Annotated in this window: 12 protein-coding genes and 1 pseudogene; 6 read left to right on the forward strand and 7 right to left on the reverse strand. The window is 59.2% G+C overall.

Annotated features, from left to right (window positions below; translation table 11 throughout):
- Both V7080_RS19270 and V7080_RS19275 read left to right on the forward strand, forming a co-directional pair.
- A pseudogene (locus V7080_RS19270) lies at nucleotides 1-441 on the forward strand (C4-dicarboxylate ABC transporter); the annotation flags it as partial.
- 594 nt (nucleotides 442-1,035) lie between these two features.
- Nucleotides 1,036-3,096, forward strand: a complete 2,061-nt coding sequence (locus V7080_RS19275; RefSeq protein ID WP_334190017.1) for an RICIN domain-containing protein — start codon at nucleotides 1,036-1,038, stop codon at nucleotides 3,094-3,096.
- A 149-nt stretch (nucleotides 3,097-3,245) separates the two neighbouring features.
- Here the strand turns inward: V7080_RS19275 and V7080_RS19280 are convergent, their stop codons facing one another.
- Nucleotides 3,246-4,187 (reverse strand): LysR family transcriptional regulator, encoded by a 942-nt coding sequence (locus tag V7080_RS19280; RefSeq protein ID WP_334190018.1) that lies wholly within the window; start codon nucleotides 4,185-4,187, stop codon nucleotides 3,246-3,248.
- Between the two features lie 86 nt (nucleotides 4,188-4,273).
- Here V7080_RS19280 and V7080_RS19285 point away from each other — a divergent pair, with 86 nt between their 5' ends.
- Nucleotides 4,274-5,146 carry an NmrA family NAD(P)-binding protein gene (locus V7080_RS19285; protein ID WP_334190019.1) on the forward strand — a complete coding sequence of 291 codons (873 nt, stop codon included), beginning with the start codon at nucleotides 4,274-4,276 and terminating at the stop codon, nucleotides 5,144-5,146.
- Between the two features lie 54 nt (nucleotides 5,147-5,200).
- On the opposite strand, the gene V7080_RS19290 is transcribed toward V7080_RS19285, so the two are convergent.
- The 3 genes from V7080_RS19290 to V7080_RS19300 all read right to left on the reverse strand — a co-directional run bounded on the left by V7080_RS19290 (nucleotide 5,201) and on the right by V7080_RS19300 (nucleotide 6,620).
- Nucleotides 5,201-5,689, reverse strand: a complete 489-nt coding sequence (locus V7080_RS19290) for a DUF2306 domain-containing protein (RefSeq protein ID WP_334190020.1) — start codon at nucleotides 5,687-5,689, stop codon at nucleotides 5,201-5,203.
- Between the two features lie 145 nt (nucleotides 5,690-5,834).
- Nucleotides 5,835-6,233: a hypothetical protein gene (locus V7080_RS19295; RefSeq protein WP_334190021.1), complete on the reverse strand. Its 399-nt coding sequence runs from the start codon at nucleotides 6,231-6,233 to the stop codon at nucleotides 5,835-5,837.
- A gap of 27 nt (nucleotides 6,234-6,260) precedes the next feature.
- Nucleotides 6,261-6,620: a PaaI family thioesterase gene (locus tag V7080_RS19300; RefSeq protein WP_334190022.1), complete on the reverse strand. Its 360-nt coding sequence runs from the start codon at nucleotides 6,618-6,620 to the stop codon at nucleotides 6,261-6,263.
- 208 nt (nucleotides 6,621-6,828) lie between these two features.
- Between V7080_RS19300 and V7080_RS19305 the strand changes: the two genes are divergently transcribed.
- Nucleotides 6,829-7,404, forward strand: coding sequence for a TetR/AcrR family transcriptional regulator (locus tag V7080_RS19305; protein ID WP_334190023.1), 576 nt, complete (start codon nucleotides 6,829-6,831; stop codon nucleotides 7,402-7,404).
- A gap of 89 nt (nucleotides 7,405-7,493) precedes the next feature.
- The gene (locus tag V7080_RS19310; RefSeq protein ID WP_334190024.1) at nucleotides 7,494-8,468 is read left to right on the forward strand and encodes an alpha/beta hydrolase family protein; all 975 of its coding nucleotides are present in this window, start codon (nucleotides 7,494-7,496) and stop codon (nucleotides 8,466-8,468) included.
- A 229-nt stretch (nucleotides 8,469-8,697) separates the two neighbouring features.
- Here the strand turns inward: V7080_RS19310 and V7080_RS19315 are convergent, their stop codons facing one another.
- Nucleotides 8,698-9,090 carry a VOC family protein gene (locus V7080_RS19315; protein WP_334190025.1) on the reverse strand — a complete coding sequence of 131 codons (393 nt, stop codon included), beginning with the start codon at nucleotides 9,088-9,090 and terminating at the stop codon, nucleotides 8,698-8,700.
- A gap of 52 nt (nucleotides 9,091-9,142) precedes the next feature.
- Complete coding sequence (locus tag V7080_RS19320; protein ID WP_334190026.1) at nucleotides 9,143-9,457, reverse strand: hypothetical protein; 315 nt, start codon at nucleotides 9,455-9,457, stop codon at nucleotides 9,143-9,145.
- On the opposite strand from V7080_RS19320, the gene V7080_RS19325 reads away from it, so the two are divergent.
- Nucleotides 9,456-9,596: a hypothetical protein gene (locus tag V7080_RS19325; RefSeq protein WP_334190027.1), complete on the forward strand. Its 141-nt coding sequence runs from the start codon at nucleotides 9,456-9,458 to the stop codon at nucleotides 9,594-9,596. The genes V7080_RS19320 and V7080_RS19325 overlap by 2 nt on opposite strands.
- A 53-nt stretch (nucleotides 9,597-9,649) precedes the next feature.
- On the opposite strand, the gene V7080_RS19330 is transcribed toward V7080_RS19325, so the two are convergent.
- On the reverse strand, nucleotides 9,650-10,253 hold a 604-nt coding region (locus tag V7080_RS19330; RefSeq protein ID WP_334190028.1), incomplete at its 5' end, for a hypothetical protein.

Genomic DNA, 10,253 nt, shown 5'->3' on the forward strand with positions numbered 1-10,253 from the left:
ACGGACGACCGCATGATGGGTTTTTCAGACGTCGCCAAGAACTACTACCAACAGAGCTATCACATGGCGAATAACATATTCGACCTGATGATCAACAAGACGGTCTACTCGGGCTTGCCGGACGACCTGAAAATGACGCTCAAGTATGCGGCGATGGTCACGAATTCCGACATTGCATGGAAATCCATGGACCGGATGTCCACTGACCTGCTCGAACTCATGCGTGCAAAAAAAGTCCAGGTCAGGAAAACGCCGGCGGTGATTCTTGAAGCGCAGCTGCAAGCCTGGGAAAAGGTTATCGAACGGCACTCGGCGAAGAATCCGCTTTTCAAGAAGATCGTGGAGTCCCAGCGAGCATGGGCGAACCGCGTCGTGTGGTGGCAGGACACCACCGTGATGCCTACGTCCTACGCTTACCGGCATTACTACGGCAAACGTTGAGCCGGCGATTGCTTGATGTACGGGCAAGCGGGAAACTACTCGAGATGGAGGCAGCAGATTTCCAAGCGGCAAGGAACAAGCGCCGTTGACCTGAAATGGGCTGATTACATGTAGTCGAGATTCATCCTTGCCACGCGCCATTGAGGCTGGAAAAAGGCTTACGGCAAATACAAGCACGGCCACGACTTTTGATCCTTGAGCGTCATCCATGTCCATCAGAATTTCGATGGACATGGATTTGAAGGATCACAACGGAGGCAAGCAAGCATTGCGCCCAGTCAAATTTCTGAATAACAATGCACTGAGTCATTGATTTTTATCAGTCTGCCACACCTCTCCTTCGGAACACCGACCACCTCTTTTGCCTCTTATCGGCGGAAAATCACATTCTGCCTTTTACTCTTGCGCATGCTCCCGGCGCGGCGGTGAATTCACGTCGCTATCCGCTGGTGGCGGGACCTGATTTACCCGATCAGGAAAAGCACCTTCCGGCGTCTGATTTCCACTTTGCATATCCACTCATTCCGGCATTTCGGGCACTTGGAAGAGCAAGTCGAAATGTCTTTAACGTAAAAACAAGAAAAGGACCGTTTCATGATTCGTCAAAAAGAGAAAGGTACCCGCCTGGGCGCGGGTGCCGGTTATGGTTTCCTGTCCCTGCTGCTGGTTGCGTGCGGCGGCGGGTCGTCATCCACATCGCCGCAGGCCGGCACGGCGTCGGGTGCATCGCTTTTGCATCATTCGTCTGCTGTATCGACGACTACCCACATCATCGCCGAGCATTCCAGCCAATGTCTTGACGTGCGGGGCGGCGCCGCTGCAACCCAGGATGGCGCATTGATCGAGCAATGGACCTGTACCGGCCAGGCGAATCAGGACTGGACGCTCGTCAGCTATGGCAACGACAACTATGCGCTGCAGGCGAGAAGCAGTGGCAAGTGCATCGAGCCGGTCGGTGGGAACACGGCAAACGAGACGCGCATCCAGCAAAGCACGTGCAATGGCAGTCCGAATCAGTTGTGGAACGTGCGACCGAAAACGACTGGCAGGTACGAGATCGTGCATGCCGTTGCGGGTCGCTGCCTCGATGTGATTGGCGGACCCAGCGCGACCCAGGAAGGCGTTCTTACCGAACTCTGGGATTGCACCGGCCAGGCCAACCAGTCATGGGCGCTTAGCTTGCCGGCCTCGACAACGCGTTCGGCGGCGTCCATGCCCATCATTGCGAGACATTCAAACAAATGCCTGGACGTGATGGGTGACCCCACAGCGACCCGGGACGGCGCACTGATCGAACAATGGAGCTGCACCGGCCTGGCCAACCAGGATTGGTTGCTCCGTGAACGAGGCGCCGGCGCATTCGAGCTGGTGGCCCGAAGCAGCGGAAAATGCCTTGATGTACGGGATGCAAACCCGAACAACGAAGCGGTGATCCAGCAATGGAGCTGCAATGGGGCAGTCAGCCAGTTGTGGCGCATGGAGCCGCTGTCCAACCGGGGCGAATATCGATTCCGGACTGCACTGGCGGGAGGACGCTGCCTTGACGTCCGAGGCGGCACGGCGGCGACGCAGGATGGCGCGCTGATGGAATTGTGGGACTGCACCGGCCAGGACAACCAGACCTGGACGATTGGCGGCGGCACACTCACGGCAGAGGAACAGGGCGACGGCATGGGAACGGCGGCCTATTTCGCCGGAGCCAGGGGAATCGCCCGGGATGGGGCAGGCAACCTGATCGTTGCCGACCAGGGACATCATACGATTCGTCGCATCGCGCCTGACGGCAGCGTAACGACCATCGCCGGCGCGGCGGGCAGGCCGGGTTATGTCGATGCCGAGGGCAGCGCCGCCCGGTTCATGTCGCCGACGGATGTGGCGGTGGACAGGGCCGGCAATATCTACGTCGTCGAAGCCGCAAGCAGCGCAATCCGGAAGATCACCCCTTCCGGCGTCGTCACGACGCTTGCCGGATCGTTTACCGCCGCAGGCAATGGCGACGGATTGGGCACGTCCGCCCGATTCAACGAACCGGAACACCTTGTCGTGGATTCCGCTGGCAACATATTGGTGGTCGATGTGGATCGGCGTCCGATATTCGATAACGGCTATCACACCGCCTCCATTCGCCGGATCACGCCGGATGGCACGGTGAGCACGTACCCCACGCAGCCTAGCGGCCATCCCTATGCACCTGCTTTACAAAGCATCAGGGGCCTGGGAATCGATGCGCAGGACAACCTTTATGTATCGAACCTCGATGGCTATGCGGGCGCGAGCAGCGGCGGCGCCCGTGGATGGGGCTCAATCGATCGCATTGCCCCTGCGGGACAAATCACCTACTTCGGCGGCGGTGGCGGCAGCCAGGTTGGCGGCGGACTTTATGAAATGAGTAGCGTTACTGTCGACAATACGGGACGTGTCCTGGTAGTCAGCCAGGGAAGAATTACCCAGGAAGGATCAATTAGCACCGTTCGTAATCCTGGCATTTACGTTCCTGCGCAGAACGGCGGTACTCAGGTCAGTCCCCAAACGGGCAACGATCTGGTCAGCGATGCAGCCGGCAACATCTACCTGACGCATTTCTACGGCGTGTGGCGTATCGCCCCGGATGGCTCGTTGACAAGGCTCGCCGGTGCCGTACCCAAGGGAAATTGATTGTTTCCGCGCCGTCTTGAACGAGCGGCATCGAAGCAGTACAAGACTGAGGCAACCTGCATTACGCCTCAGAGTACGTCTCAGCGACGAAAGGCCGGCTGATGCCGGCCTCGTTCTCATCCACACTTGCGAAACGCGTCGACATTCCGTCAGGATGCGGCAGGAAACCCGACCAGCCGGGCAGCATTCTGTATGGCGGTGGCGCCGCACTCCCTCATCCAGCGATGGGCCGGCTCATCATGGCAGCGCCGGTGCCAGAGCAGCCGAAGCGTGAAGGCCTCGAGTTCGACGGGCGGTTCCCGCACCTCCAGGGCTTCGTGGCGGGCCATGTAAGCAGCAATCCGCAACGGCAGGGTCATGATGAGGTCGGTTGCGGCGACAATGGCCGTGGAAGCCATGAAGTGCGGCAGGCGCAGGGCGATGTTGCGCGGCGGCTTCCCCAGCCGCTCCAGCGCCGAATCCACGGCGCTGCGATCGCGTCCCGGCGAACTGATCAGCACATGGCGCTGTGCAAGGAAGCTATCGAGATCCATCGGATGTCCCGCCAACGGATGTTCCCGCCGCATGATGCAGGCGAACCGGTCATCGAGCACGGCGCGCTGATAGATACCGGCGGGCGCGTCGGCGATGACACCCAGGACAAGATCCGCCTCGCCGGCCTGAAGCCGCTCCGGCCAGTCGTCGCCGGCGTCCTCCACGTCCATCCGCATCTGCGGCGCCTCGGCCAGAAGCGCTTCCAGCATCGACGGCAGTGAAGTCAAACTGGCGTAGTCGACCGTCAGCAGCTTGAAGCGCCCGGAGTAGACCGATGGCTCGAAGGATTCATCCGTCAGCATGTTGCGGACCTCTTCCAGCACGCGCCCAACCTGATGCGCCAGGACCAGGCCCCTCGCCGTCACCACCATTTCTGATCCGGCACGCACCAGCAACGGGTCGTGAAAGGTATCGCGAAGCCGACCGAGGGCGCGGCTCATCGCCGGTTGACTCATGGAAACCCGCTCGGCCGCACGGGTGACGTGACGCTCCGCCAGCAGGGCGTCCAGTGCGACCAGCAGGTTCAGGTCCAGCGAACGAAGATTCGTTTCATGCATGACGGGTATCTCAAGAATGCATTAGACGCATCATAACTCCGCACCTAGGATGACATCACATTCATCAACTACCCAGGAGAATCATCATGTATGCAGTCATAGGCGTTTCCGGAAACACCGGCTCGGCGGTAGCCCAGTCGCTGATTGATTTGGGCAAGCCCGTCCGCGCGGTAGTCCGCCGTCCCGAAGCGGGCGCATTGTTCCGCCGGCAGGGCGCCGATGTGGCAGTGGCCGACCTGGCCGATGCGAAGGCCCTTGCGGCCGCCCTCTCGGGGGTCGACGGTGCATACATCATGACGCCGCCTCTCCTGGAAGTGCCGGACCCGGACGGCACCAAACGGGCGTACATCCGCGCGATCCGCACCGCCGCCGAACAGGCCGGCGCACCGCCACTGGTCGTGCTGTCCTCCGTGGGCGCCCATCTCCCGTCCGGCACCGGGCCGGTGGTGCTCCTGCACGAGCTGGAACAGGCGCTGCGCGACTATCCGGGTCGCGTGAGCTTTCTTCGGGCGCCCTATTTCCTGGACAATTGGGCGGAGGCAATCAGCCCCGCGACCGAACAGGCGGTTTTCCCCTCGCTCATGGCTCCCGGCGTCTGCATCGACATGGCAACCGCCGCGGACATCGGCTTTACCGTGGCGCAACTGCTGCTGGACACGCGCGGCCACCATCGCGTCGTGGAACTGAAGAGCGCCCGCAGGTACAGCGCGCAGGATGTGGCACTCGAACTCGCCCAGCTTCTGGGCAAACCCCTTGACGTGGTCTACCCGCCGCGAAGCGCGTGGAACGGCATCCTCACGGATGCCGGGCTCTCGCAAACAGGCGCCGCACAAATGGCCGAGCTGATCGACAGCATCAACGAAGACCGTATCGGCTTTTCCGGCGAAGGAGAGTACCGAACCGTACAGGAAGGGCCGGCCATCTTGTTCAGGCGCTTGCTGGAGGCAACGGTGACGTAAAGCGGAGTCAGCGACTTTTCCAGCCGGTCGACCGTCGGCAGACGGTCGGCATCGTCAACGTTGGACATGATCAGCGACCGGAGGCTGACGGATAGGGGCAGTTCGTTCAGCGGACGAACTCGGGCCCGGTCGCTGCGCCTCGGTGCCGAACACGGCCTGGCCAAGCATTCGATACGGAAGCAAGGTGAACAAACCTGTCATGCACAGGCTAACGAACATTGCGACCATCGTGATGCGGTGCGCCCGGATGTTTCGGACTTTGGCGAAATGCCAGCCGACAGGAGCGGCGACGAAAACAAGGATCGCGAAGCCGTGAATCCAGCTAAGGCTGCCTCTCGCCTGGATTGCAAAGGAAGAGACAGCCGCCATGAGCATCGACGCGAGCCAAATCCGTCCCATGACCTTGTGTGACGCTGTTCCCTTCCGGCGGACAAGCACGAGGGAACCGATCATCACGGCGGTAAGCGCGGCAGCGAGATGGACGTAGATGACGGCAGGCGCGTCGGCAAGCGTATGAATGACCGGATTTATCGAGGGGGACACTGTTACTCCTGGCGAGGTGTGGCATATGGGCCGGCATTGCGGGCCTAACCGTCTTCTGCTTCGTGTTGACTGCTCGTTGACGCAGCATGTTGTTTGTTACTGGAACAAATTTCTTTTTGTCGTTCCACACCATCCAGGATCTTCGCTAGCCGAGCGATCCTGCCGTGGTGATCGCTATAAGTGCCAAACCCGGCAGGTACACCAGCCCGGTCCTGAGCAGTTTGCGTCGATACCGTTTCATGACCTCGTCCGTAAGCGCCTGCTTAGTTGTGTAAAACAATGCCAGCCAGAGCGAGACCGTAGCCGGGGCCATTGCGATCGCATAAAACCAGAAACTCGCCAATCGCTGATGGCCCGTGCCGCTATATCGATCGTCCCAGACCATATTGAAGGGAACCAGGACGAGTGCAGCTTGCAACATGACGGTCGCGACAAATATCTGCCAGACTTTCGCCGGCTCGGACATCATTGCGGCCATCAGGAAAAGCAGTGCAAGAGCAATGGTGCCGAACGCGAGTAGTTCGCGGAGCTGACCAATGCTCATCAAAACACTTTCATGGCAATCGCGGCATCAGTCGCCGACCGTGCGAAAGGTTGCCCTCGCCTGCGCACAGATTTTCCCATCTGCCGTGATGCAGGCATGCGCAAAGCAGAGGGTTGAGCCTATCTTGGTGAAATTGGTCTCGAACTGCAGCCACTGGCCGAGCTTGGCGATTCCGATGAAATCCAGCGCCAGATTCACTGTCAGCAGGCTGCGTGGTTCGGGGAACTGGGCGACGCACGAGAGGCCCATGGCATTGTCGGCCAATGCGGAGATCAATCCGCCGTGTGCCATGCCGCGCGCATTCGTATGCTGGCGCGCGACATGCAGTCCGAGAATGATGGCTGTGTCCGTTTTTCTGGAATACAGGGGCTCCCAAGGGTCCGTCAATGGACTATGGCGAAAATGAGGCTTGAAGCCCTCGGGAATACTGCCCTCGGGAATGCGGTTTGCGGTACAACCAGCGGTCGGGGCGTCATGTGCGGAAATTGGTGCCGGGTCTTCCATTGCCTACCTCCATTCGGTATAGTCCATGTAGACCAGTCTATATAAACTTTAATAGTTTGACAATCGTCTTTTATTCGTGAAGGAGTGAGCTATGGCAGCAGTCGCAAAGCACCGCGAGAAAATCGTGTGTTCGGCCGCGCTTCTGTTTAGGCGCAAGGGGTATGCCGCCACCGGCTTGAATGACATCGTCGATCTCAGCGGAGCTCCCAAGGGGTCGATCTACCACTACTTCCCGAAAGGAAAGGAACAGATCGCTGTTGAAGCGGTGCAGTATGCGGCCGGACTGGTCAGCCAGAGCCTCCGAAAACTTGCGGAACGTCATTCGCAACCGGCCGGGATGGTGCAGGAATATGGCACCTTGCTGGCGGGCTTCATCGCCAAGTCCAACTACGAGGATGGCTGTCCCATTACAAGCATCCTCCTGGAGCTTTCCACGGCAAGCCCGCAGGTCGCCGAGGCAGGCCGTGCGGCATTCGCGGAATGGGTCGGCATTTACCGTACCAAGCTGACCGATGCCGGACTGGAGCCTGAGCGGGCATACAGCCTGGCGCTTCTTACCGTAACTAGCTATCAGGGTGCCTTGCTGCTGGCCAAAGTGCAGTGCAGCTCTGATCCCATCCTGCAGGTCGCCGGACAACTCGCCGAGTTGTATCGCGCGGCGTGCTGACCCGATCGCGCACAACACCCGGAGAATATTGTTTTTGCGACAACGCCGTGTCACTATGCGCCTACATCGCCATTACCTGCCCTCAAACCATGAAACGCTCGATCACCGTATTCCTCCTCTTGTTATCGCTGATAACCGCCGCGCACGCCGCCGGCTTTCAAATGGCAAAAATCGACGGTCTTTCCGAAGGGCCGATGCAGGTCGCCATCTGGTATCCCAGCAAGACCGCCACTACGGCCAGCACCATGGGGCCTTATAGCCAGAACGTTGCGACAGGTGGAAAGGTCGACGGCAGTTCCCTGCCGCTTGTCGTGATCTCGCATGGCACCGGCGGCTCGTCCCTCGGGCATTACGACACAGCGCTGGCATTGGCGGATGCCGGGTTCATCGTTGCCGCGCCTACCCATCCCGGCGATAACCATGCAGACCAAAGCAAGGCAGTTTTCATCCTGAATCGTCCAAAACATATCAGCCGGACGATCGATTACATGCTCTCGGAATGGATCGGAAAAGACCAGATCGATGCCAGCCGTATCGGCCTGTACGGTTTTTCCGCCGGCGGGTTTACTGCGCTTGTCGCCATCGGCGGGAAGCCCGATCTTGCCCTGGTTGGCCCGCATTGCGTGGATCATCCCAATGATTTTGCCTGCACGCTGGTCGCCCGGAACAAGGCAAGCTTGCCGCAGATCGAAGCCACGCCATCCACAGGCCTGAAGGACAACCGGGTGCGGGCTGCCGTCATCGCGGCACCGGCGCTGGGATTCACGTTCGGGAAAGCCGGCCTGCGTGACGTCGGTGTGCCGATACAGCTTTGGCGGGCGGAGAATGATTACATACTGCCGCACCCGTGGTATGCCGAAGCGGTACGGAACGCGCTGCCTGTTCCGCCTGACTATCGGGTCGTGTCCAATGCGGGGCACTTCGATTTTCTTGCGCCGTGCAGTGAACGTCTCGCAGCGGTCGCACCGGATATTTGCAAAAGCGATCCACGCTTTGAGCGGGCCGCATTCCACGCTACGTTCAATGATGCGGTAGTCGCGTTCTTCAAGGCGAAAATGCCGTAGTGCAATCGAATGACTGTTGATGAAGAGGCCTATCGCAAACCCATGGGTCTCCCGTCGGCGAAGACGACAAATTGTGCCACGAGGCTTGGGAGTGGCTGCTAGACCGGGGGCGGTTCAGTTCGCTTCCCGCCGATAAGGATCGTTATCGACACTATCGATACTGAACCGCCTAATGCGCTTTCGCAAATCGAGTGGAGGCAATGCCACTCGATGCGATCGAGCCGGGGATCTACTTGGCGCGATAGATTGCGCAGAGCTTGTGGCCGTCGGGATCACGCACATACGCCAGGTGCATCGCCCCTAGGTTGCTGTCGCGCGGGCCCGGAGGGTCTTCAATGGATTGGCCGCCATTGGCAATCGCTACGTCGTGAAATTCCCGCACCTGTTCCGGCGAGCTGCACTTGAAGCCGATGGTCGCGCCATTCGCACAGGTTGCCTCCTGGTCGTTAATTGGCTCCGTGATGCAAAAGGTGCTTCCTTCATGCCGGTAGAAGAGCCGGGTGTGGCCGGAACCGGCCTTGTTCCGCAATGGCTCGCCGGCACCAAGCGTGCCGAGCACCGCATCATAGAAACGCTTTGAGCGTTCAATGTCATTCGATCCAATCATTACGTGATTAAACATGCATTCTCTCCTTTGATATTGCGGACCTGATTCTTTCCCCGCAGTTTGTTTCCTAATTGGCCGTGGTTTGTGCAGGCACGTTTTTGTGGTGCATTCCCATATGCTTTTGATGCATATCGGAGGACATTTCTTTATTCCCTGCCCCGCAGCATGCACAACCGCTTTTATCCATCTTTTGCATGTCGCAGCAGGAACAGCCGCCTTTTTTCTGATCGTCCATGCCCGGCATGCACATGCCGGCCTGACCTGACCCCGGCATATCCTGCATCATCCCCATCGGCTTTTGCTTCATATCGTGTGACGCACCTTCCTTTTGCATGCCGCAGCAGGCGCAGCCGCCCTTGGCCATCTTGTCGCCGGCGCCCATGGACATCGCCGGACCGGACGTCCTGGCAGGGTTTGATGCAGTGGAAGCACAGCCCGTCATGGAAGCGACCAGCGCTCCGGTAATGAGCAGGGAGGTAGTAGAAAAGATTTTCATGATTGCCTTGGTCAATATTGAATGAGTTACTCGAAAAAATTCATCGCCCGGCGCTTTACCGCGCCTGGATGGACTCGATCAACTGACTTGTGGCGGGCGTTGCAAGCCCTCGGGAATGTGGGAAAGATAAAAGTGATCGGCAAAACCGATCGGGCTGAAGACCGCGGCAATTCGCCATTCGCTTGCCTGGGGCAGCACCGCAATTGTCGCAAACGCCATGCAACCGCTACTCATGCCACACGGTGCCGACTTGTCATGCGCATCCTGTCCTGAATGTGGACTGCTGTCATGCTGGGCGAGCGTCTTCGTACTGGAATGCATCATGACCGAGCCATCACATTCCTCCATCACGACCTCGGCGAGCATTCCTGCGGAATTTACCGGCGGACAGACCATAGCCGCGCCCGCCGCTATCGTCTGCAAAGGAAGAAGAAGCAACAAGACATAAGCAAGGAATCGGTGCAGGCTCAAACGCATCGTCGAATCATAACAAAAAGCAGGGTTGCAGAAGTACGGCGCAAAAGACGCGACGGAATGCACTGTGCCGGCTTCCCTGCGTTGCGGACGCGACCTGGGGAAGCGCTCCCGACGGCATTCATCAATTCGCTTGATGCCCCTTGAAGTATCCGGCCGGACCGACATCAGCAACCGCCCGCAGGATCGCGGCACGATGAACCTATCG

The sequence above is a fragment of the Noviherbaspirillum sp. genome, from assembly GCF_036846085.1.
GTDB lineage: Bacteria > Pseudomonadota > Gammaproteobacteria > Burkholderiales > Burkholderiaceae_D > Noviherbaspirillum.

Coding starts and splice junctions, on each gene's coding strand:
- V7080_RS19315 (WP_334190025.1), bottom strand. CDS start 9,090: ATGTTTAATCACGTAATGATTGGATCGAATGACATTGAACGCTCAAAG.
- V7080_RS19275 (WP_334190017.1), top strand. CDS start 1,036: ATGATTCGTCAAAAAGAGAAAGGTACCCGCCTGGGCGCGGGTGCCGGT.
- V7080_RS19295 (WP_334190021.1), bottom strand. CDS start 6,233: ATGAGCATTGGTCAGCTCCGCGAACTACTCGCGTTCGGCACCATTGCT.
- V7080_RS19305 (WP_334190023.1), top strand. CDS start 6,829: ATGGCAGCAGTCGCAAAGCACCGCGAGAAAATCGTGTGTTCGGCCGCG.
- V7080_RS19280 (WP_334190018.1), bottom strand. CDS start 4,187: ATGCATGAAACGAATCTTCGTTCGCTGGACCTGAACCTGCTGGTCGCA.
- V7080_RS19325 (WP_334190027.1), top strand. CDS start 9,456: ATGGACATCGCCGGACCGGACGTCCTGGCAGGGTTTGATGCAGTGGAA.
- V7080_RS19310 (WP_334190024.1), top strand. CDS start 7,494: ATGAAACGCTCGATCACCGTATTCCTCCTCTTGTTATCGCTGATAACC.
- V7080_RS19285 (WP_334190019.1), top strand. CDS start 4,274: ATGTATGCAGTCATAGGCGTTTCCGGAAACACCGGCTCGGCGGTAGCC.
- V7080_RS19320 (WP_334190026.1), bottom strand. CDS start 9,457: ATGGGCGCCGGCGACAAGATGGCCAAGGGCGGCTGCGCCTGCTGCGGC.